This is a genomic window from Vibrio ostreae (assembly GCF_019226825.1).
Taxonomy (GTDB): domain Bacteria; phylum Pseudomonadota; class Gammaproteobacteria; order Enterobacterales; family Vibrionaceae; genus Vibrio; species Vibrio ostreae.
In genome coordinates, this window is record NZ_CP076643.1 from 3,316,028 (window position 1) to 3,338,820 (window position 22,793).

At 51.3% G+C, this 22,793-nt stretch carries 19 protein-coding genes; 13 read left to right on the forward strand and 6 right to left on the reverse strand.

The window, feature by feature from the left end:
- Positions 1-58: 58 nt before the first annotated feature.
- From rpsO to KNV97_RS21465, 5 genes are all read left to right on the forward strand, one after another.
- Positions 59-328 (forward strand): 30S ribosomal protein S15, encoded by a 270-nt coding sequence (gene rpsO, locus KNV97_RS21445; protein WP_068714911.1) that lies wholly within the window; start codon positions 59-61, stop codon positions 326-328.
- A 284-nt stretch (positions 329-612) separates the two neighbouring features.
- A complete protein-coding gene (gene pnp, locus KNV97_RS21450; RefSeq protein WP_136486202.1) occupies positions 613-2,739 on the forward strand; it encodes a polyribonucleotide nucleotidyltransferase in 2,127 nt (708 codons plus the stop codon).
- 137 nt (positions 2,740-2,876) lie between these two features.
- Positions 2,877-3,782 (forward strand): lipoprotein NlpI, encoded by a 906-nt coding sequence (gene nlpI / locus KNV97_RS21455; protein WP_256612483.1) that lies wholly within the window; start codon positions 2,877-2,879, stop codon positions 3,780-3,782.
- A gap of 117 nt (positions 3,783-3,899) precedes the next feature.
- Entirely contained in the window at positions 3,900-4,310 is a 411-nt protein-coding gene (locus KNV97_RS21460; protein WP_136486207.1) for a MarR family winged helix-turn-helix transcriptional regulator, read from the forward strand.
- A 52-nt stretch (positions 4,311-4,362) separates the two neighbouring features.
- A complete protein-coding gene (locus KNV97_RS21465; protein WP_136486209.1) occupies positions 4,363-5,679 on the forward strand; it encodes an MATE family efflux transporter in 1,317 nt (438 codons plus the stop codon).
- A gap of 37 nt (positions 5,680-5,716) precedes the next feature.
- Here KNV97_RS21465 and KNV97_RS21470 read toward each other — a convergent pair whose 3' ends face one another.
- The 3 genes from KNV97_RS21470 to KNV97_RS21480 form a co-directional block, all read right to left on the reverse strand.
- Positions 5,717-6,595: a U32 family peptidase gene (locus KNV97_RS21470; RefSeq protein ID WP_136486212.1), complete on the reverse strand. Its 879-nt coding sequence runs from the start codon at positions 6,593-6,595 to the stop codon at positions 5,717-5,719.
- 15 nt (positions 6,596-6,610) lie between these two features.
- A complete protein-coding gene (gene ubiU, locus KNV97_RS21475; protein ID WP_218562725.1) occupies positions 6,611-7,624 on the reverse strand; it encodes a ubiquinone anaerobic biosynthesis protein UbiU in 1,014 nt (337 codons plus the stop codon).
- 229 nt (positions 7,625-7,853) lie between these two features.
- On the reverse strand, positions 7,854-9,902 hold the full coding sequence (locus KNV97_RS21480) for a bifunctional diguanylate cyclase/phosphodiesterase (protein ID WP_218562726.1): 2,049 nt from the start codon (positions 9,900-9,902) through the stop codon (positions 7,854-7,856).
- 209 nt (positions 9,903-10,111) lie between these two features.
- Here KNV97_RS21480 and ubiT point away from each other — a divergent pair, with 209 nt between their 5' ends.
- The 4 genes from ubiT to rimI all read left to right on the forward strand — a co-directional run bounded on the left by ubiT (position 10,112) and on the right by rimI (position 12,121).
- Entirely contained in the window at positions 10,112-10,639 is a 528-nt protein-coding gene (gene ubiT / locus KNV97_RS21485) for a ubiquinone anaerobic biosynthesis accessory factor UbiT (protein ID WP_136486218.1), read from the forward strand.
- A complete protein-coding gene (locus tag KNV97_RS21490) occupies positions 10,623-11,129 on the forward strand; it encodes a GNAT family N-acetyltransferase (protein WP_218562727.1) in 507 nt (168 codons plus the stop codon). Before ubiT ends, KNV97_RS21490 begins: the two co-directional genes overlap by 17 nt.
- A gap of 141 nt (positions 11,130-11,270) precedes the next feature.
- Positions 11,271-11,678 carry a DNA polymerase III subunit psi gene (locus tag KNV97_RS21495; RefSeq protein WP_136486222.1) on the forward strand — a complete coding sequence of 136 codons (408 nt, stop codon included), beginning with the start codon at positions 11,271-11,273 and terminating at the stop codon, positions 11,676-11,678.
- Positions 11,675-12,121, forward strand: a complete 447-nt coding sequence (rimI, locus tag KNV97_RS21500) for a ribosomal protein S18-alanine N-acetyltransferase (RefSeq protein WP_136486224.1) — start codon at positions 11,675-11,677, stop codon at positions 12,119-12,121. The genes KNV97_RS21495 and rimI overlap by 4 nt, the downstream gene beginning before the upstream one ends.
- On the opposite strand, the gene KNV97_RS21505 is transcribed toward rimI, so the two are convergent.
- A complete protein-coding gene (locus tag KNV97_RS21505; protein ID WP_218562728.1) occupies positions 12,099-14,180 on the reverse strand; it encodes a putative bifunctional diguanylate cyclase/phosphodiesterase in 2,082 nt (693 codons plus the stop codon). The genes rimI and KNV97_RS21505 overlap by 23 nt on opposite strands.
- 262 nt (positions 14,181-14,442) lie before the next feature.
- Between KNV97_RS21505 and prfC the strand changes: the two genes are divergently transcribed.
- Positions 14,443-16,032, forward strand: a complete 1,590-nt coding sequence (prfC, locus tag KNV97_RS21510) for a peptide chain release factor 3 (protein WP_136486228.1) — start codon at positions 14,443-14,445, stop codon at positions 16,030-16,032.
- A gap of 130 nt (positions 16,033-16,162) precedes the next feature.
- Here the strand turns inward: prfC and srmB are convergent, their stop codons facing one another.
- Positions 16,163-17,410 carry an ATP-dependent RNA helicase SrmB gene (srmB, locus tag KNV97_RS21515; RefSeq protein WP_136486230.1) on the reverse strand — a complete coding sequence of 416 codons (1,248 nt, stop codon included), beginning with the start codon at positions 17,408-17,410 and terminating at the stop codon, positions 16,163-16,165.
- A gap of 90 nt (positions 17,411-17,500) precedes the next feature.
- Positions 17,501-18,220, reverse strand: a complete 720-nt coding sequence (locus KNV97_RS21520) for a tRNA1(Val) (adenine(37)-N6)-methyltransferase (RefSeq protein ID WP_218562729.1) — start codon at positions 18,218-18,220, stop codon at positions 17,501-17,503.
- A 306-nt stretch (positions 18,221-18,526) separates the two neighbouring features.
- Here KNV97_RS21520 and brnQ point away from each other — a divergent pair, with 306 nt between their 5' ends.
- The 3 genes from brnQ to lysS all read left to right on the forward strand — a co-directional run bounded on the left by brnQ (position 18,527) and on the right by lysS (position 22,675).
- Entirely contained in the window at positions 18,527-19,840 is a 1,314-nt protein-coding gene (gene brnQ, locus KNV97_RS21525) for a branched-chain amino acid transport system II carrier protein (protein ID WP_136486234.1), read from the forward strand.
- A 171-nt stretch (positions 19,841-20,011) separates the two neighbouring features.
- Positions 20,012-21,110 (forward strand): peptide chain release factor 2 gene (prfB, locus tag KNV97_RS21530; RefSeq protein WP_136486236.1). Its coding sequence is split into 2 segments (ribosomal slippage): positions 20,012-20,086 and positions 20,088-21,110, totalling 1,098 coding nucleotides; the frame shifts between segments, so codons are not numbered across the junction.
- Between the two features lie 32 nt (positions 21,111-21,142).
- Positions 21,143-22,675, forward strand: coding sequence for a lysine--tRNA ligase (lysS, locus tag KNV97_RS21535; RefSeq protein ID WP_136486238.1), 1,533 nt, complete (start codon positions 21,143-21,145; stop codon positions 22,673-22,675).
- Positions 22,676-22,793 lie beyond the last annotated feature (118 nt).

Below are 22,793 nucleotides of genomic sequence, written 5' to 3' on the forward strand. Positions count from 1 at the left end.
TCGGCTGAATCAGAGATTGGCGACACAACTATAAACCTTAACTCTTTAGGAGAGAATTATGTCTCTGAATGCAGAAACTAAAGCAGCAATCGTTGCTGACTACGCACGTGGCGAAGGCGACACTGGTTCACCAGAAGTACAAGTAGCTCTACTGACTGCTTCTATCAACCACCTGCAAGGTCACTTCAAAGCGCACAAAGGCGATCACCACAGCCGTCGTGGTCTGCTACGCATGGTTTCTCGTCGTCGTAAACTACTGGATTACCTGAAAGGTAAAGATCTGGGACGTTACCAAGACCTAATCAAACGTCTAGGCCTACGTCGTTAATCGACGGCTGCATAGTACAGTTTGTTCAAAAAAGGGGCGTTTCGCCCCTTTTTTGTTATCGAAATTTGGCATAACCCTCCGGATCTAGTTTATACTAGCCGCCGTCTGCTCCGTTTAGAGTGGATTGCTTAAAACTCATTGCATTACAGTCACCGTAAGTCGGCCAACAGGTCGCGGCTATTAAAAATGGATTGGCCTTGCGCAGTCTGTTTTCACTAGTCGCGATTGGTGATGCTTTGAGTCTTCATTTATTTATCCAGGCTTAACCTGGAAAAGGAAAACTCATGTTCGAAAAACCAGTAGTAAAAACGTTCCAGTACGGTAACCACACCGTGACGCTGGAAACCGGTGTAATGGCGCGTCAGGCGACTGCTGCAGTAATGGTTACTATGGATGACACAGCGGTATTCGTTAGTGTTGTTGGTAAAAAAGAAGCGGTAGAAGGTCAGGATTTCTTCCCTCTGACTGTGAACTACCAAGAGCGTACATACGCTGCGGGTAAAATCCCTGGTGGTTTCTTCAAGCGTGAAGGTCGTCCTTCTGAAGGCGAAACGCTGACTGCACGTCTGATTGACCGTCCTATCCGTCCGCTGTTCCCGGATTCATTCAAAAACGAAGTTCAGGTTATTGCCACTGTGGTTTCTGTAAACCCGGATGTGCAGCCAGACATCGTGACCATGATTGGTACTTCTGCGGCACTGGCTATCTCAGGTATTCCGTTTAACGGTCCTATCGGTGCAGCGCGTGTTGGTCACATTGATGGTCAACTGGTACTGAACCCAAGCCAGACTGAACTGCAGTCATCTCGCCTTGACCTGGTTGTTGCTGGTACGGAATCAGCAGTACTGATGGTTGAATCTGAAGCAGACAACCTGACTGAAGAAGAAATGCTGTCTGCTGTGGTTTACGGCCACGATCAACAGCAAGCTGTGATTAGCGCGATCAACGAATTCGCTGCTGAAGTAGCGACTCCGGCATGGGATTGGGTAGCACCAGCTGAAAATACTGAGCTGAAAGCGAAAATTGCCGAGCTGGCTGAAAGCCAACTGGTTGAAGCTTACCAAATCACTGAGAAAATGGCGCGTTATGACCGTATCCATGCCATCAGTGCTGACGTAAACGCGAAGCTTCTGGCTGAAGACGAAACTCTGAATCCAAAAGAAATTCACACTATTTTCCACGACCTGGAAAAAACCGTAGTACGTCGCAGCATCATCGCGGGCAACCCACGTATCGATGGCCGTGAAAAAGACATGGTTCGTGCTCTGGATGTACGTACCGGCGTTCTGCCACGTACTCACGGTAGCGCACTGTTCACCCGTGGTGAAACTCAGGCGCTGGTTACTGCGACTCTGGGTACTCAGCGTGATGCACAGATCATCGATGAGCTGACTGGTGAGCGTAAAGATCACTTCCTGCTGCACTACAACTTCCCTCCATACTGTGTGGGCGAAACTGGTTTTGTGGGTTCACCTAAGCGTCGTGAAATCGGCCACGGTAAACTGGCGAAACGTGGTATTGCTGCAGTGATGCCTTCCATCGATGAATTCCCGTACACTGTACGTGTGGTTTCTGAAATCACTGAATCAAATGGTTCATCTTCAATGGCATCGGTATGTGGTACTTCTCTGGCTCTGATGGATGCTGGTGTGCCAATTAAAGCGTCTGTTGCGGGTATCGCAATGGGTCTGGTGAAAGAAGGCGATGACTTCGTGGTTCTGTCTGACATTCTGGGTGATGAAGACCACCTGGGTGACATGGACTTTAAAGTAGCAGGGACTAACTCTGGTGTCACTGCACTGCAGATGGACATCAAGATCGAAGGAATCACGAAAGAAATCATGCAGATCGCTCTGAACCAGGCACAAGGTGCGCGTAAGCACATCCTGTCTGTGATGGATCAGGCTATCTCTGGTGCTCGCGATGATATCTCTGAGTTCGCTCCTCGTATTCACACCATGAAGATCAGCGCGGAGAAGATCAAAGACGTGATCGGTAAAGGTGGTGCGGTAATTCGTCAGCTGACTGAAGAAACCGGTACAACGATTGAAATCGAAGATGACGGTACTATCAAGATCGCAGCCACTGAAGGTGCAGCCGCGAAAGAAGCCATTCGTCGTATCGAAGAGATCACGGCTGAAGTTGAAGTGGGCCGTATCTACACCGGTAAAGTTGCGCGTCTGGCGGACTTCGGTGCATTCGTGACTGTTCTGCCTGGTAAAGATGGTCTGGTTCACATCTCTCAAATCGCTGACAAGCGTGTTGAGAAAGTATCTGACTACCTGTCGGAAGGTCAGGAAGTACAAGTTAAGGTACTGGAAATCGACCGTCAGGGCCGCGTACGTCTGAGCATGAAAGAAGCGGTAGAAGTATCAGCTGAACAAGCGCCAGCAGCACCTGAAGCTGAATAAGCTTCACAGTCTGCGGTAAAGGCGAGTCGTTTTCGCTTTTTAGCGTAAAAGCATGGTATAAAGGGAGCGTCATTCGCTCCCTTTTTTTATCTGTTTCTTTTTGAACCAGAATGCGGGATCAACAGGAGTATCGATTTGTGAAATGGTTTCGAACCGCAACGATCAGTGCCGCACTGCTGCTCTTGGCAGGCTGTGCTTCTCAGTCTTCGTCACAGACCACGCAATGGGTGTATCCGCCGATGGCGATTCCTTTGCAGCCGAGTGTCCAGCAGGAAGTGCAGATTGCCCGTTTAACTCAACTGCTGCAGCGACCGGATCTCAGTGATGAGGTGCGGGCTAAAATGTTGTTTGAGCGTGGGAATTATTATGACAGTGTTGGTCTGAGAGATTTAGCGCGTCTCGACTTTACTCAGTCTCTGTCACTCAACCCTGCTCAGCCGGATATCTTTAACCTGCTGGGCGTGTATTACACCGAAGCGGGCGAGTTTGATGCGGCGTACGAGTCGTTTGATTCTACTCTGGAGCTGGATCCCGGCAATTATTACGCCGAGCGTAATCGTGCGATTGCGCTCTACTACGGTGATCGTCCTGAGTTAGCACTGGAAGAAATTGCCAAGCACTATCAGCAGGATCCCAATGATCCGTTTCGTGCCTTATGGATGTACATCATCGAGAGTGATCTCGATCCTGAGCATGCTTATGATGAGCTGATGACCCGTTATCAGCAGCACGATGAACAGTGGGGTTGGGTACTGGCCGGTCTGATGCTGGGTGATGTGTCAGAAGAGCGGGCGTTTAAAGCTGTGCTGAGTGCTACTCGTGACAACACCCTGCTGGCACAGCATCTGACTGAAGCTTATTTTTACCTCGGCAAGCGTTACCAGATGCAAGGGGAACTGGCTCAGGCGATTTCACTGTATAAGCTGGCGATTTCATTCAATGTCTATGAGTACGTTGAACATCGCTATGCTTTCATCGAGCTGGGGCGCATCTATCAGCAATTACGTGAAGCTCGTCAGGAGCAGGCACAGCCGCAATCCTAGTGCACAACGTTAGAGTGTCACCTTGTTAAAGCTGCTTAGATAAGCAGCTTTTTTATTGCCACTTTACAGCAATATTGGCACAATAATAGTTAGTTAAGCTAACTAAATGGGCTATGTATGAGTTTAGATGTCAATCTGGAGAAGCTGGAACGTTTTTCCGCCAAGGTATGGCGGCAGTACAGCAAAGAAGATCCGATAGCTCAGCTGAGCTTTAATGAGTACGACTATTTAAAAGTATTGCAGGGCGGAAGCGAGCCGATGCGACTGACCGACCTGGCAACCCAGATGGAAGTGACTAAGCCTTCGGCTTCGGCCATGATAAAGCGCCTGGAGCGCAAAGGTCTGGTTTGTCGCCAGCGCTGCAGTGAAGATGCCCGCGCGCACCGTTTTAGCCTGACTGATGCTGCGTTGCTGTCCTTGCAATCGGAAGCCAAGGTGTATCAGCGTCTGGCAACTCAGATCTCCCGTCACCTCAGTGATGAAGAAGCGGTGTTTTTGGACGTTTTACTGAGCAAGGCGCTACGGTAAGCTTTATTTATTGGTTAGCTTGACTAACTAAAATGGCAGCAGGAGAGGTGCGATGTCTGTATTGCGTCAGTTTTTACGTTTTACCGTGCCGACAGTCGCGGCAATGCTGGTCAACGGCCTTTATCAGGTGGTGGATGGGATTTTTATCGGTCACTACATCGGTGCTGCTGGCCTGGCAGCAATTAATGTCGCCTGGCCGGTGATTGGTACCACACTCGGCATTGGTATGATGGTGGGCGTCGGATGCGGCGCTCTGGCTTCGATCCGGCAGGGGGAAGGGGATATCGAGCAGGCCAGGCGCATTCTGGCCACCGGCCTGATGAGCTTGATTGTTCTGGCACCTTGTGTCGCGGCGGTTTTGTGGTGGCTGGCTGAAGACTTCTTGCGCTGGCAGGGTGTCGAGGGGCAGGTACTGCAGCTTGGCTTACAGTACTTGCAGGTGCTGATGTTAAGTTGCGTGTTCAGCCTGGGCTCAATTGCGATGCCGTTTTTACTGCGCAATGACGACAGCCCGAATCTGGCCACCTTACTGATGATGCTAGGGGCGCTGATCAATATCGTACTCGATTATGTGCTGATTGCCGTGGCTGGCTGGGAGCTGACCGGCGCGGCGATAGCCACAGCTGTCGCTCAGATGGTGGTCAGTGTACTCGGCATGAGCTACTTTTTCAGCCGCAGAGCCAATATGCGTCTGACCCGTGCCTGCCTGCGATTTGACTGGCAATATGTACCCAAGATGCTGCACATTGGCGCGTCGAGCCTGTTTATGTATGCTTATGGCGCTATCATGGTGGCGATTCATAACAGTGTGATTATGCACTACGGAGATGCGGTACTGGTCGGGGCTTATGCCATGCTCGGCTATATCATAGTGGTGTATTACTTCACGGCCGAAGGCATTGCCAGCGGCATGCAGCCTCTGGCCAGTTTTTATTATGGGGCCGGACAAAATGACAACCTGCGCCGGCTGTTAAAACTGGCGATGAGTGTCGCGGTGCTAGGTGGCATGGTGTTTGTTTTACTGCTCAATCTGTTTAGCGAACAGGTCATCAGTATCTTTAACTCTAATGACGCCCGCTTGCTGCAGGGGGCCTCTTTCGCGCTGACGCTGCATCTGTCCGCTCTGTACCTGGATGGCTTTCTGGTGGTGTGCGCGGCGTTTTACCAGGCCACGAATCAGGGTAACCGAGCCATGTTTGTCACCATAGGCAATATCGTGCTGCAACTGCCGTTTCTGTTTGTGTTGCCTAAATTATGGGGCATGACCGGTGTCTGGCTGGCCTTTCCGCTCTCCAATCTGGCGCTTAGCCTGGTGGTTGCCGTGATGCTGTGGCGTAGCCTGCGGCGCATGAATCTGCTGTCGGTGTAAGAGAGTCAGGCTGAACCAATGTCAGATGGAATAAGTATTACGCTATTTCGACCGCCAATCCGGGCAGTTGGTGCCAGTAGCCGTTACACTGATAATGCTCGAGTGGTTGCGGATTCTGGCCCTGCTCATTGGCACAAAAGCGGCTTAAGTGACGAAAGGTTTCCTCCCCGAGCGGACTGAGGCGGACGACATCGACCAGGCCCTGCATGTGTGGCAGATCATTAATCAGGTTGTAACAGTAGCCGGACTGGGTCTGAATGCCATTAAGGTTGAACACGGCCTGGCCTTCTTGACTGGCGACCTGAATGCCGGTCGGATAGCGGATGCAACAGGTCTGGCACTCATCTTTGGCGCGGTTTTCGGCCCGGGCGGTAAAGCAGCGCGCAGAATAAGCCAGCGGCAGGTAACCATGGCTGAACACTTCCACTTCGAACTGACCGCGGATACCCAGCGTTTCACACTGCTGCAAAGTATTGCTCAGCCATTGGCGCGATAACTCAACCGGCATGCACCAGCGCATCATGCCTTGTTTGAGAAACAGTTTGAGCGCGTGGGCGTTATAGGTATTGATCGCCGGTCCGACCACAAAAGGCATTCTTTTCTCACTGGCGAGCGAAATACCCGCCATGTCATTGGCTTCAATAATAAAGTCACCATTATCGACATAGCTTTGCATGACTTTAATTTCACTCGGTGCTTCCAGCAGTGCCATGGTCGACAGTACGACTTGCTTGCCGGCCCGATTCAGTTGGGTGGCTATCTCCAACCAGTGCTGCGGCTTGAGTTCACGCCGTTTGGAACAGACGGTTTCCCCCAGGTAGATAATATCCGCTTCACTGCTACTGGCCTGCAGGTAAAACTGCTCGACGTCTTGTTTGGGCCAGAAGTAAAGCAGCGGGCCTAATGCGTATTTCATGCTTTCTCCTTGTAATTACTGCCATTGACGGTGGTAAGCACCGAGTGTGGTTTGAGAGCCTTCCGAGACATTGGCTAATGTTTTCTCCCACTGGCTGTCGACCTGATAGCGCTCAGGGGCAGCCAGATAGCGATCAATGGCGGCGCGCCAGGTGCGGGTGACCTGCTCGACATAAGCCGGGCTGCGCTGACGACCTTCAATTTTGACCGAAGCGACATTAGCGGCAAACAGCTGGGGCAGCATGGATAGAGTATTGAGGCTGGTGGGCTCTTCCAGCGCGTGATAGCGTTTGGTCTGACCGTCAATGTCGGCATGAAAACGGCCTTTGCACAAGGTCGGATATCCTGCATTTTCCCCATCGGCATAACGGTCAATCAGGATCTCGTTGAGGCGCGATTCAAGACCGCTATCGGTCTGTTGCCAGCGCACATATTTGGCCGGCGAGCAGGCCCCGACCGTATTGGGTGACTCACCGGTCAGGTAAGATGAAAGATAACAACGCCCTTCTGACATGATGCACAGACTGCCAAAGGCGAATACTTCCAGTTCGACCCCTTGAGGTACGGTGCGCGACAGTTGCTTCACCTGATGAATCGACAAGACCCGTGGCAGCACCACGCGTTTGACGTTGAAATGATGATGGTAATATTCAATCGCTTTGACGTTAGTGGCTGAAGCCTGTACTGACAGGTGCAGTTCAATCCCCGGATAGTGCTCTGCGGCGTAATCGAGCAGCGCAACATCGGCGATAATCAGCGCATCGACGCCGAGAGAGGCCGCCTGATCCACCGCCCGGGTCCAGCGTTCGAACCCTTGCGGATGGGCAAATGTGTTCAGAGCGATGTGCATTTTTTTACCGTGGTCATGCACATACTGGCTGGCTTTTTCCAGTTTTTTATCACTGAAGTTGAGGCCGGCAAAATGGCGGGCATTGGTATCGTCTTTGAAGCCGAGATATACCGCGTCGGCACCGCAGTCAATGGCCGTTTTTAAGGCTGGCAGGTTGCCTGCCGGACAGAGAAGTTCCATTGCTCAGGTCTGTTGGCTAAGGAAAAGAACCGGCATTTTAGGCACAAACAGCGCCGACGGATTTGATGTAGGGCAGGTTTGCGGCGATTCGGGGTAAATATCTGTACCGCTATCAGTCACTTGTCCGCTGAGGTATGCTTCTGCTGCGGTACGGTCGCTGCGGTGTAGCGTGCGCAGGTATAGAGTGCAGCCTGCTGCAGACCTCAACCGCCGGCCTGGGCGCGAGGGCTTATTTGGTCAGCGGCCGGTGGCGACGATTTTGCGAGAACAGCTCTTCCACTTCATGGCGAGGCTGCGGGCGGTAGAAATGAAAGCCCTGAATGGAATGGCAATTGAGATTCGACAGCAGGGTGGCCTGTGGTTGGGTTTCCACCCCCTCCGCCACTACGGTCAGATTCAGTGATTTACCCAGATTGATGATGTTTTCAATCACTGTGACCTGCTTTGGCAGAGTGTCAATATCGGCGATGAAGGCACGGTCAATTTTGAGCTCATCGATTGGAAAACGAGCCAGGTAGGCTAAAGAAGAATAGCCGGTACCAAAGTCATCAATCGACAGGGCAAAGCCGAGTTTTTTTATCGCATTGAGCATTTGCAGGGTATGTTCGCTGTCACTCATTACCGCACTTTCTGTCAGCTCGAACGTGATACAGTTTGGGTCTAGTTGGGTAGTGCGCAGTAATTTTTCCAGGTAATCAATCAGCTGCGGGTTACCAAACTGCTCAGGGGAGATATTAATTGCCACCCGGCCAGGGAGGATGCCCTGTTGTTTCCAGCGTTTCACTGTGGCGAATACCTCACGCATCACCACCCGGCCTAAATGCTCAATCAGGCCGGCTTTTTCAGCCACGGGAATAAAGGCGCCCGGGCTGATGTAGCCTTCAACCGGGTGTTTCCAGCGTACCAGTGCTTCTGCGCCATTAATGCTGAAATCACGCGCGTTAACCTTAGGTTGATACCACACTTCCAGACCATTTTGCTGCAACGCTTTTTGCAGTTCGATTTCCAGCCATAAACGCATCCGCGCTTCTTTGTTCATCTGATCGTTAAACTTGATCAAACGGTTACGGCCGCGGTCTTTGGCTTCATACATCGCCGTATCGGCGTTTTGCAGCAGGATACGCGCATCGTTGCCATCGCCGGGATAGTGCACGCTGCCGATAGAGCAGGCCAGGCGCTTACTGAAATGGTGCAGGTCAAACGGTTGGTTGATAAGCGCAATGATACGTTCTGCCAGCAGGTCGGCGGAGCGATTATTCTCTGGCTGCGGCAGGATCAGACCGAATTCGTCTCCGCCCAGATGGCCGAGGACCGCATGGGGCGGAACCAGACGTTTCAGGCGGGAGGAGACTTCTTTGATCACCTTGTCACCAATGTGGTGGCCGAGCGAATCATTGATGTTTTTAAAGTTATCAATGTCGAGATAGAGCATCACCAGCGGGGTATCATTGTGAATAAGCTGCTCAAGGCGCTTGGTGAAGCCAAGACGGTTAGACAGCCCGGTCAGAGTGTCGATATGCAGGTCTGTCTGCGTGGTAGCAGACAACTGTTTACTGACCTGATCGCCATCCTGAATCAGGATCAGCTGCGAATGGCTGCCCAGTAATCGGGTCGGACTGGCATTGAGCTGCACCTTACGTTCAAAGCCGCAGCGCGGCCCGGTCAGACAACTGAGCGGCGCTTCTGACAGCAACAGTCCGAGTGGTGTATTAAAGACGGCTTTGGTTTTCTCATCGACAAACAGGCGCGACAGTTCTTCGCCGAGTAATTCGGTGGCGGTGTCAAAACCGAGTAAACGAGCTGAAGCCGGATTGGCGGAAATGATGCAATCCTCTTCCACCAACAGTAAGCCATCCGGCAGCAGGGCGGTGAGGGTAGAGAATTTATTTTCCGACTCTTCCAGAGAGCGGATCAGGATCTGCTTTTCTGAGGTATCGATGGCGTGGAAAACAATGTATTCAATCTGATTGTCATTGCTGATCGGCGACAGGGAAAAGTGCAGACTGGTTTCCAGATCCAGCTCATGCAGCGTCACTTCCGCTTCGAGGTTTTCGCCATTAAACGCACGTTGATAGTAGGGTTTGAGATGTTGATAGAACTGCTCGCCTAATACTTGAACGTCATCCATCCCTACCAGTTCTGCAGACGGTAGTCCGGCGATGTCACAATAGCGCTCGTTGACCAGCACATACTTATGTTGATGGTCGAGCAAAGCAAAAAAGAACGGACTATTCGACGTCATTTTTGCAAACCAGTGCTGTATATTTTGCGAAGGCATGTGCGAAAGCATCAAGATACTACCAACTGTCCATAGCGCGTACTATTCATTGAATGTGTTACTTTGACAAGAAACCTTAACTATAACTTTGATTCCTGTTACTGGAAAGCTCCCCGGGCGGTGGGTTTTTTTGATGTATAACAGGAATTGCTGCAATTATATCCATTATGATTGCGCCATTCTTGCATAAAAAGTAACGGATATTTCGCGTGATTAACAAGATTCGCACCCAACTGGTTCAAAATGCTGCTTCAATTTTGCGATCTCCGATCGATTTATTACCTCACTCAGTACAAAAAAACGCCTTATTACAGGTGTTGCAACGGGTTTTCCATGAAGCTCTGCAGGACGGCGAGTTTGAGTTTCTGCAAGGAAAGTGGCTCAAAATTGAGATTTGTGACCTGGGTCTACGTTGGTTTATCAGTTTTGAGAATGAACGTCTGATTGTTGCAGATAACGTCAAACATGAAGATGTCAGCTTCAGTGGCGACCTGAATGAGTTGATTTTAATCGCGGGACGCAAAGAAGATCCGGACACTTTATTCTTTCAGCGCCGTCTGCTGATTGAAGGCGATACTGAACTCGGACTGGAAGTCAAAAATTTGATGGATAGTGTGGATTTGCAACAATTACCTAAAGCGGGACAAATTTTACTTCAACATTTGGCCGATTTTGTGCATAAAGGCATGCAAACGCCCAATACACAAAATGAGGTAGTGAATGCTTATTCGAACTGAGGCTCCAGCAGATATTTTGGCGGTCGACCGCCTGTTAAAGTCTGTGTTTGACACAGAAGCTGAAGCCAATTTGGTGATGGCGTTACGGGAAAATGGTCATCGCACTCTGTCACTGGTCGCGTGTGATGATAACGGTGAAGTGATAGGCCATGCGATGTTCAGCCCGGTCACGCTCAACGGAGAAGATCTCAATTGGCAGGGGCTGGCGCCTCTTGCCGTCAAAGCGTCCTGTCGCCGTCAGGGAATTGGTGCCGAGATGGTGCGTGAAGGCCTGGCATCGTTGGGCGAACTGGGCTATCCGGCGTGTGTGGTGCTGGGGGATCCGGCCTACTACGGGCGATTGGGCTTTGATTCTGCGGCCCCATTGGGTTTTCACTGTCAATGGCCGGCGCATGAGCAATATTTCCAGATAGTCTCTCTGTGGGAAAACGAACTCCAGGGCCGCGAAGGACTGATTGAATACTGTGCAGAGTTCGCGGAATTGGATTAAAGCGAAAGTCCGCACTTGCACGACAACAGATAACGGGAGCCGCTGGCTCCCGTTTTTTAACTTCATTTCATGCATTCCTGCTTGAGCGGCCTGAGCCAAGTTTGTTAGCATGGCGAGCATTCATTTGACGGGCACACATTCATGTTTGAGCAACAGCATTATCTTCAGGCGATGGGCATTCAGACCTGGGAACTGGTTCATCCCGAGCGACTGGCCGGCTTTCAGCCATCGCTACAGCCGCTGGACGCCGGTTGCCGTTTATTGCTGGTGTGTGAAACCTTTCCGGATGCGCAAGACTGCGCGCTGTTTGCGCGGGTACTGAAAAGCTTTCATGTCAGTCTGGAGCAGGCCAGACATGTTTATCCCCATCAGCTGGCCCAGTTGGATTTATCCGCATTGGAATGGATCTGGTTTGCCGGTTGTGATGCCACACCTGAGATTGCCGCCAAACGTCTGGTCTCGCCGTTACTGCGTGCTATCGCCGGTAACAACCAGCATCGCCGCGATCTGTGGCAGCAGATTTGTGCTTACGGAGCACCGACATCGTGACTATTGAGTTTGTCCCTTTAACTGCCGAACATGTGCAGTATGTGTATCGTATTGAACAGGCCGCGCATAGCCATCCATGGTCGCAAACCATGATCGGTGATGTGGCAAGCCGCGGTGCTTGTCATCAGGTGATGCTGGTTGAGCAACAAGTGGTGGGTTATTTTTATGCCCAGAATATTGTCGGAGAAGTGACGTTGCTTAATGTTGCGGTTGCGCCTGAGCAGCAAGGCAAAGGTTATGGTCGTCAGCTGATGGAGCATTTTCTCGAGATGTGCGAGCAAGCGGGAGCGGAAAGTGCCTGGCTGGAGGTTCGCGACAGCAACCAGCGCGCCTATCAGCTTTATTGTCAGCTCGGCTTTAATGATATCGATCGGCGGGTAAATTACTATCCGACCGCGAAAGGGCGTGAAGACGCGATCATCATGAGTTACCCGTTTGTTTGAACACGTCGCTCTGAGCGGATTCCAGAGCATGCTCTAACAATGACTGATAATGGTTGTCGGCAAAACGCTGGGTGATCACACTGGCCGGTAACGGCTGATCGAACAGAAACCCCTGGAACTGCTGGCAACCAAGCTGCTTAAGAGCATTGAGCTCAAACACATCCTCCACCCCTTCCGCGATCACCTCCAGACCGAGACGATGAGCGATCATGATGATGGTATCCACGATCGCCTGATCGTTATCATCCAGGTGAAGCTGGGTCACAAATGAGCGGTCAATTTTCAGCACATCGACCGCCAGATGTTTCAGATAACGCAGTGACGAATACCCGGTGCCAAAGTCATCAATCGAGATCTTGATTTGGCTCTCTTTGAGGCGGTGCATTTTTTCCACCGCACCAGCAACATTTTCCAGCAGCAGGTTTTCGGTGATTTCCAGCTCAATATGCTCTCCGCTGATCCCGGCTTGCTGCAGTGCCTCACTAATGTGCTCGACAAAAGATTCCTGAGCAAACTGCAGTGGGCTGATATTGATCGCCAGACGACGAAATTCGGCGGGCAGAACGCCGGCTTTTTTCCACTGTGCATACTGATAAAAGGCCTGCTCGATGATCCAGTTCCCTATCGGCAGGATTTGCCCTGTCTCTTCGGCGACCGGCATAAACAGGCCTGGCGCCTGGAGGCCTTTTTGCGGATGATGCCAGCGTATCAGCGCTTCGACCCCGATGATCTGATGCTGCGTATTGAGCTGGGGCTGATAGTAGAGCTCGAACTGATGGTGATTCAGTGCCTCGTGCAGCCCTTTTTCGGTTTGCAGGAAGGATTCGACCTGGGCCCGCATTTCTGGTTCATAGAATACGTACTTGCCGCGACCACTGACTTTAGCCCGATACAGAGCTGTATCGGCCTGGCGCAGTACATCGATATTGTTATGGCCGGAAGAGGCAAAGGTTGCAATCCCGATACTTACCGAGCAATACAGCTGATGATTATCGACATTATAGGGATTAGAAATCAACGCCAGCAACTGGCGCGCAACCGCTTCAACCTGCTGTGATTCCAGCGCTGGTATCAGTACGACGAATTCATCTCCGCCGACGCGGGCACAGATGTAATCCTGTTTGGCCCAGGCGCGCAGCCGGGTGGCAATGGCTGTGATCATACGATCGCCTATGGTATGGCCGAGCGAGTCATTGATGGTTTTGAAGCGATCCAGATCGAGGTAAAACAGCACACCATTGTGTTGGTGCTGTTCAGCCTGTTCGATCGCTTTAGTCAACATCTGCAGCAGCAGACTGCGGTTGGCAAGACCAGTCAGATTGTCATAGTAGGCCAACTGATTCAGTTTCGTTTCAGCCTGCTCGCGTTCACGCCATAACGAATGAAACGAAGAGGCCAGTTCGCTGATCTCGTTTTCCTGCTCGAAGGCGGGCAGCGACAGGTTGGTATGAGAACGGTTGGGCAGGTTACGAACCCACTCGATCAACTGGGTCAGCGGCCGGGAGAGCTTGCGGTAGAAAAACACCAGTAGAATGGATGTCAGCAGTATATTGCGCAGCAGATCAAACAGCAGTACACGGCGGATTTTGGCAATAAAGTCCCGAGCTATGGAGGTGCCGTCGACCTCAAAGGTCAGTGTGCCGACCAGAACCTCGGTACCCGGCTGGTATAACTGGCGGCTGAACAGAGGCGGATCCGGGGTGAAGTAGGGGGCCAGCCATCTCACCAGGGGCTCAGCCACGACGCTGCGTTGTTCCATGCGGGTCAGGTCGTCACCAAAGTCATCCACCAGTTGCACCCGGACGACAGCATTATCAGCCATCAGGCTGGTGGCGACCTGTTCTGCCAACAGATGATTAAGATGATAGGCGGCCTGACTGGCATTATCATAGTGTTGTTGCAGCTTAACCTGGTAGTGTTGCTTAATGCGCTGCTGCTCCTGATGAAACTCGATCCCCGCTTGGTAAAGACTGAAACACAAGCCAAGCAAAACCGAAACCATAAATACGGTCTTGGCCTGACGGAAGGCAAGCGAGTGAATTTGTCTGAATCGGGTCATAGAGTTTGGGTTTTCCTGTTTGTTTTATCAGTTATAGCCCATTCTGGCGCAGATATTAATGTTAAAGTGAAAACTCAGCTTTTATTCGAGACCCGGCGACAAAAATGCCTTGTGTTCATCAGTCCTGATCACTCCGGCATCGTTGTTGATGTCTTAAAGTTGCTCCGTGCGCTAAGATCAGGGACAATACCGCCAAAATGTTAACCGCAAGGCTAAGGGCCGGCATCGTTCTGCGCTTTAGCATCAACAGAAGATCCTTTTCATGTCTACATCACCTTTTATGGGCGAAGTATCGAAACGCCGTACTTTCGCTATTATCTCGCACCCGGATGCGGGTAAAACAACCATCACTGAAAAAGTGCTGTTATTCGGACACGCTATTCAAACCGCAGGTTCGGTTAAAGGACGTGGTTCTTCCCAACATGCCAAATCCGACTGGATGGAGATGGAAAAAGAGCGTGGTATCTCAGTTACCACCTCCGTGATGCAGTTCCCGTATCGTGATGCGCTGGTTAACCTGCTCGATACTCCGGGGCACGAAGACTTCTCGGAAGATACCTACCGTACCCTGACCGCGGTGGACTCTTGTCTGATGGTGATCGACGCAGCGAAAGGTGTTGAGGATCGGACCCGTAAACTGATGGAAGTGACCCGTCTGCGTGATACGCCGATCGTCACTTTCATGAACAAGCTTGACCGTGACATCCGTGATCCGATGGAACTGCTGGATGAAGTGGAAAACGAGCTGAAAATCCTGTGTGCGCCGATTACCTGGCCGATTGGTTGTGGTAAAGAGTTCAAAGGTGTGTACCACATTCACCGTGATGAGACGATTCTGTACTCGACCGGTCAGGGGCACACGATTCAGGAAGAGCGCATTGTTAAAGGCCTGGATAACCCTGAGCTGGATGAGCAGGTAGGTGCCGATCTGGCCGCGCAGCTGCGTGACGAGCTGGAGCTGGTGCTGGGGGCATCGAATGAGTTTGACCAGGAGATGTTCCTCAGCGGCGAACTGACCCCGGTTTACTTTGGGACTGCTCTGGGTAACTTTGGTGTTGACCACATGCTGGATGGTCTGACTGAGTGGGCACCATCGCCATTACCACGTCAGGCTAATGAGCGAGAAGTGGAAGCGACAGAAGAGAAGTTCAGCGGCTTTGTGTTTAAGATCCAGGCCAATATGGATCCAAAGCACCGTGACCGTATTGCCTTTATGCGTATCGTATCAGGTACTTATAAACAGGGCATGAAAATGAACCATGTCCGTATCGGTAAGCAGGTCAGCATTTCGGATGCGGTGACGTTCATGGCTGGTGACCGTGCGCGTGCTGAAGAGGCGTTTGCCGGTGATATTATCGGTCTGCACAACCACGGTACCATCCAGATTGGTGATACCTTTACTCAGGGTGAAGCGCTGAAGTTCTCCGGTATTCCCAATTTTGCACCGGAACTGTTTCGTCGTATCCGCCTTAAAGATCCACTTAAGCAGAAGCAACTGCTGAAAGGTCTGGTTCAACTGTCGGAAGAAGGTGCGGTACAGGTATTCCGTCCACTGCAGAACAACGATTTGATCGTGGGTGCGGTGGGTGTGCTGCAGTTTGATGTCGTGGTTGCACGTCTGAAATCTGAGTACAACGTGGAAGCGATTTACGAAGGTGTTAACGTTGCAACAGCGCGCTGGGTAGAGTGCGATGATGTGAAGAAGTTTGAAGAATTCAAACGTAAAAACCAGAGTAACCTGGCCCTCGACGGCGGTGACAACCTGGCTTACATCGCGCCGACCATGGTGAACCTTAACCTGGCCCATGAACGTTTCCCTGAAGTTACGTTCCGCGCGACACGCGAGCACTAATCGCTTGAGCCCTGCCCGGGTGATGGCCCGGGCATCTGGCTGATGAGGAACGAGCAATAAAAAGCCGATGCATGCATCGGCTTTTTTATTGTTTAACAAGATCGTTTAACAAGACCATTTGGCGGCGTTGTTATTTTTTCTTCTTCGCTTTAGGGCTTTTCTTTTTATCGCCGCTTTTTTTCACTGCTGCTTTTTTCTTGTCGTCTTTTTTCTTTTTCTTAAACACCGGCTTTTTATGTGTCGGGCGCAGGCCGTCAACGTAGCGCTCTTTGATGTCTTCTTTGATGTAGCGAGCGACGCGATCCATCATTGGTTGGTCATGAGCTTCCACCAGTGAAATGGCGATGCCTTTTTTACCGGCACGAGCGGTACGGCCGATACGGTGCAGGTATACGTCAGCACTGCGTGGCAGATCGAAGTTGATCACGTGGCTGACATCCGGCACATCGATACCACGGGCTGCGACGTCGGTGGCCAGCAGAATGTTGACGCTGCCGTCACGGAAGCGGCTGATAGCATTATTACGGCGATCCTGCGGCATTTCACCCTGAATCCACGAGCAGTCAATTTGCGCACTTTCCAGCAAGGCACGAATTTCTGCCAGACGCTCACGTGTTTTGAAAAACACAATCGCGCGTTCAGACTGCTCCGTCAGGATCACTTTCAGCATCGCCACTTTATGCGCCATGTCGTCAGCGCGATGATACCACTGTGCGATCTTCTTGCGTTCACGGCGTGGCGGCTCGGCCTTCACTTCTGCCGGGTTCTTGAGCAGATCGGCAGTAAAGCCTTCCACTCCGCGTCCTTCCAGCGTGGCTGAGAACAGCAGCGTCTGTTTACGCCAGCGGCATTCGGCTGACAGACGATCAACGGCAGGGCCAAAGCCCATATCCAGCATCCGGTCGGCTTCATCGAGTACCAGCCATTCAATCGCGCGGCAGTCAAAGCGTTCAGCTTCAATGTATTCCAGCAGACGGCCAGGAGTTGCGACGACGATATCCTGAGTGGTGGCCAGAATGTCGGCGTGCTCCTGATACTGCACACCACCGGTAATGGTGAAAATATTCAGCTTGGTGTACTTGGCCAGTTCACGCGCCTGATCGGCGACCTGCATGGCCAGTTCACGGGTTGGGGTCAGAATCAGAACCCGGGCCGGGCCGGCTTTCTTACGCGGGAAGTCCTGCAGATATTGCAGCGCCGGGATCACGAAAGAGGCAGTTTTACCGGTACCGGTTGGCGCAGAGGCCAGTACGTCTTTGCCGTCCAGGGCCAGTGGAATGGCTTCAGCCTGGACCTGTGTTGGGCGTTCAAAGCCCATTTCTTCAATGGCTTCAAGAAGATTTGGATCCAGTTCTAGGTCAGCAAAGGTTTTAATCACTGTGGTTTCTCCGCAAGCGCTGGGTTTATCAGTCTATTTTAAAGGGCGCACATTATAGATGGATCGTCAGTCAGATCACATCTTTAATTTTCACATCTTCAGATAAAACGCCCGGGTAAGGGCAATAAAGTCGGCACTGTAACCATCAGATTCCTGGATGGTTAATGTACTGAACTGGCCGTCACACTGTGTCTTTTGTAGCTCAAACAGTAAGCGGTGTACAGGTTTGCGTGGTGATGGGCGAACCTCACAGCGTCGGGCCACAAACCAGCCGCGTTGCTGGGCCAACTGAATAAATTGTTCGCCTTCAACCAGCGGTAGTATCAAAGCCGCGCGGCCATTGGCGCTGAGCAGGCGCGACAATGCCTCAATCAGCGCGCTGTGGCTCAGGCTGTCGGTGTGTCTGGCGGTGGCACGCTGGCTGTGCTGTGCGGTTTGACCATTGTTGAAGTAGGGGGGATTGCAGATGATGCCGTCAAAGAGATCCTCAAGATCCGTCTGCAGGATATCCTGCTGAACAACACGGATACGTGCAGCCCAGGGGGAATTGGCAACATTATGACTGGCGGCTGCAAACGCGTGTGTGTCGATATCCACGGCTGTTATTTGTGCCTGCTCAAAGCGTTGCGCACACATCAGCGCAAGCAGACCGGTACCGGTACCGATATCCAGAATGCGCTGCGGCGTATCGCGGAATGCCCAGGCGCCGAGTAACACGCCATCGGTGCTGACCGGCATGCCACTTTGCCCGCCCTGAATGGCAAATTGCTTAAATCTGAAGCCTTTAGTTTGTAATGTGCTGCTTTTCATTAATGTATCGAATGCGTCATTGGTTGAAGTAATTATAACTAGTGTTACTTAAATGTTTGGTGTTTTATTCTGCCTGGTGAGTCGGGCTTTCTGTCTGTTGTTAAAATATTGTTCTGCTTAATTTTTGTATAAAGGTGTTAATGGCTGCTTTTGGGTTTTAGGTTTGAATTAATCTCTCGTTTTGGTCGTTATACTTGCCAAAAACGACCTGTTTCGTCATTATTCGCCCCCTGCTGGTGGTTAGAATGGTGATATTCTAACCAGTGCATACACAACGTTCATTACATTAATAATTAAGGGTTATCTGTGAAGCAGACGTTAAAACTAACAGATATTGCCGCTTTAGGCTTTATGCTTTTCGCGTTCTTTTTGGGCGCTGGTAACATCATTTTTCCGCCGTTGGCGGGCCAGTTAGCGGGTGAGCATTTGCTGCCTGCCATGGGTGGATTCCTGTTAACGGCAGTGGGCCTGCCACTGCTGGCGATCATTGCTGTCGCCATTGCCGGCGGTAGTTGGCAGCATCTGGCCAAAGATCTGCCGAGCAAGGTTGCAGCTCTGATTGCGGTGCTGATTTTTATCATCATTGGTCCTGCTTTTGCGGCGCCGCGTACCGGTCTGGTGGCTTATGAAATGGCGGTCAGTCCGCTGTTTGCTGAAGCAACCCAACTGCACCTGACTATTTTCTCGATTGTCTTCTTCCTGATCGCGATGTTCTTCTCCTGGTCCCAGGGCCGCCTGATTGATCTGATTGGTAAGTTGCTGACTCCGGCACTTTTCATTGGTCTGATTGTGCTGGCTGTTGCGGTGTTTATTGATCCGCAGGGTGAGTGGATGCCGGCTTCAGGTCCTTATGCGACCCAGCCGTTTACCAAAGGCTTTTTGGAAGGCTACAACACCATGGACACCCTGGCGGCACTGATGTTCGGCATGCTGATTGTCGATGCGCTGCGTAATAAAGGCATTACAGAGGCGCGTGCAACCACCAAGTATCTGATTAGCTCTGCCTTTATTGCCGCGTTTGGTCTGGCCGCTGTCTATACTTCGCTGTTCTACCTTGGATCGACCAGTGCTACCGTGGCCGCTGGTGCTGATAACGGCGGTTATATTCTCAGCCAGTACGTGCAGGCCCTGTTTGGCCCGTATGGCCAGATTGTGTTGTCCGCGATTGTGCTGCTGGCCTGTCTGACCACCGCAATTGGTCTAATCTCGGCCTGTTCGGAATACTTCAGTTCACTGACGTCACTCTCTTACCGCAGTTGGGTGATCATTGTCGGTGTCGCGTGTGCGATTGTGGCCAATGTTGGTCTGTCGCAACTGATTTCGCTGTCGATTCCGGTGCTGGTGGCACTGTATCCGGTCGCGATTGCGCTGGTTCTGCTGACCTTTGTGCGTAGTAAACTGGCTAATCCGATGATGGGGTTTCGTGTGGTGACTCTGGTTGCTTTCCTGTTCGCGCTGATTGATGCGGCGAAAGTGGTGGGTCTGGATGTCTCTTTCTTCGAAGGTTTGCCACTGTTTGGAGTCGGCCTAGGCTGGATCCTGCCAACCTTTATCGCGCTAGTCGTGATGTGTTTTGTTAGTGGTTCATCGGCACAAAAGCTGGCGCGTGATAATGCGTAAGCTCAAATAGAAACGAAAAAGCGGATGAGCAATCATCCGCTTTTTTTGTGCCCGGATTTTGCTGCGCCCACAGCGTTCCCGCGCGAGAATGTGACGAATTTTTCCTGTATCTTCGTCACATTTTTCAGTAGAATTCTGCGGTTAAATTCTATTCATTAAGCAAAAGCAATCATGTTTGAAATCAATCCAATTAAAAACCGTATTCAGGATGTGTCACAGCGCACAAATGTCCTGAGGGGGTATCTTTGACTATGACGCCAAGAAAGAGCGTCTAGAAGAAGTCAATGCAGAATTAGAACAACCGGACGTATGGAACGAACCTGAGCGTGCTCAAGCGCTGGGTAAGGAACGTGCCTCTCTGGAAGCTGTGGTCGATACTATCGATCAGCTTGACCAGGGCCTCGAAGATGTCGAAGGCCTGCTGGAACTGGCGATTGAAGCAGAAGATCAGGAAACGTTCGATGAGATCGGCCCTGAACTGGACGAGTTGGAAACCAAGCTGGAACAGCTGGAATTCCGTCGCATGTTCGCCGGCGACCACGACAGCTCTGATTGTTACCTCGATTTGCAGGCGGGCTCCGGTGGTACAGAAGCACAAGACTGGACATCAATGATGCTGCGCATGTATTTGCGCTGGGCAGATGCCAAAGGCTTCAAGACTGAAGTTATCGAAGTGTCAGAAGGTGAAGTTGCCGGTCTGAAATCGGTTACGGTACGGATTTCCGGCGATTACGCTTACGGCTGGCTGCGCACCGAAACCGGTGTTCACCGTCTGGTGCGTAAGTCTCCGTTTGACTCCGGCGGCCGTCGTCACACCTCGTTTGCTTCTGCATTCATTTACCCAGAGATTGATGACAACATCGCAATTGATATTAACCCTGCTGACCTGCGTATCGACGTATACCGCGCGTCTGGTGCGGGTGGTCAGCACGTGAACACCACGGAATCTGCGGTACGTATTACCCACGTTCCGACCAACACTGTGGTGCAGTGTCAGAATGACCGTTCTCAGCACAAAAACAAAGATCAGGCGATGAAACAGCTGCGCGCAAAACTGTTTGAGCTTGAACTGCAAAAGCAAAATGCTGAGAAGCAAGCCAACGAAGACGCGAAGTCGGACATTGGCTGGGGCAGCCAGATCCGTTCTTACGTACTGGATGACTCGCGAATCAAAGATTTACGCACCGGCGTTGAAAACCGTAACACGCAAGCGGTTCTTGACGGTGACCTAGACAAATTTATCGAAGCTAGCCTGAAATCAGGTCTTTAAGCTTTTTACCGACAAAACAGGGTACATGCAAAATGACTGATGCTGTTCAAAATGAAACGAATCAAGCACAAATCACGCAGGAAGAAAACAAACTGATTGCAGAGCGTCGCAGTAAGTTAGAGCATATCCGTCAAGGTTGTAAGGCGAACGGTCATCCGAATGATTTCCGTCGTGACAGCCTGGCGGGCGATCTGCAAGCCGAGTTCGGTGAAAAGAGCAAAGAAGAGCTGGAAGCGCTGAATCACGTCGTGGCGATTGCAGGTCGTGTGATGGCAAAACGTGGTCCTTTCCTGGTGATCCAGGAAACGTCTGGCCGCATTCAGGCTTACGCATCGAAAGACGTACAAAAAGCACTGAAAGAGCAGTACCACGGTCTGGATATCGGCGATATCGTTGGTGTTAAAGGCGCGCTGCACAAGTCCGGCAAAGGTGATCTGTACGTCAACATGGAACAGTACGAACTGCTGACCAAAGCACTGCGTCCTCTGCCGGAAAAATTCCACGGCCTGACTGACCAGGAAATGCGTTACCGTCAGCGTTACGTCGATCTGATCGTCAATGAAGATTCACGTCACGCGTTTATTATCCGTTCTAAGCTGGTCGCGGCTATCCGTAACTTTATGAGCTCAAAAGGTTACCTGGAAGTAGAAACGCCGATGATGCACGTGATCCCGGGTGGTGCCACTGCCCGTCCGTTCGTGACTCACCACAACGCGCTGGACATCGATATGTACCTGCGTGTCGCACCTGAACTGTACCTCAAGCGTCTGGTTGTGGGTGGTTTTGATCGTGTATTCGAAATCAACCGTAACTTCCGTAACGAAGGTCTGTCACCACGCCACAACCCTGAATTCACCATGATGGAATTCTACCAGGCGTACGCAGATTACAAAGATCTGATGGATCTGACGGAAGAGATGCTGAGCACAGTTGCTCTGAATGTACTGGGTTCAACGTCAATGCCTTACGGTGATGAGACGGTTGAGTTTGGTGGTACTTACGCCCGCATGAGTATGCTGGAAGCGATTAAGCACTACAACCCGGATCACGCTGAGATTCAGGCGCTGGATTACGATAAAGTTCAGGATCGTGCGCACATGGTCGCCATCGCGAAATCTGTGCATGTTGAGGTAGAACCGTTCTGGACCTGTGGTCAGCTGCTGGAAGAGATCTTTGGTGAAACTGCTGAGCCAAAACTGATTCAGCCAACCTTCATCACCGGTTACCCGGCAGACATTTCACCGCTGGCACGTCGTAACGACGAGTTCCCGTTCATCACTGACCGCTTCGAGTTCTTCATCGGCGGCCGTGAAGTCGCCAATGGCTTCTCGGAGTTGAATGATGCTGAAGATCAGGATGCGCGTTTTAAAGCTCAGGTTGAAGCAAAAGATGCGGGTGATGATGAAGCGATGTTCTACGATGCGGACTACATTACTGCTCTGGAACATGGCCTGCCACCAACAGCAGGGCAGGGTATCGGTATCGACCGTCTGGCGATGCTGTTCACCAACACGCACACTATTCGTGATGTGATCTTGTTCCCAGCAATGCGTCCTCAGGCGTAACTGCTCACAATATCAATAAAGGCCGCCAGTTATGGCGGCTTTTTTATTTGTGGTGATTTTCGGTTTTTGCCGGATGAATTTCATCGCTATTTCTTGAAGCAAGATGGCGCTTTTGCGT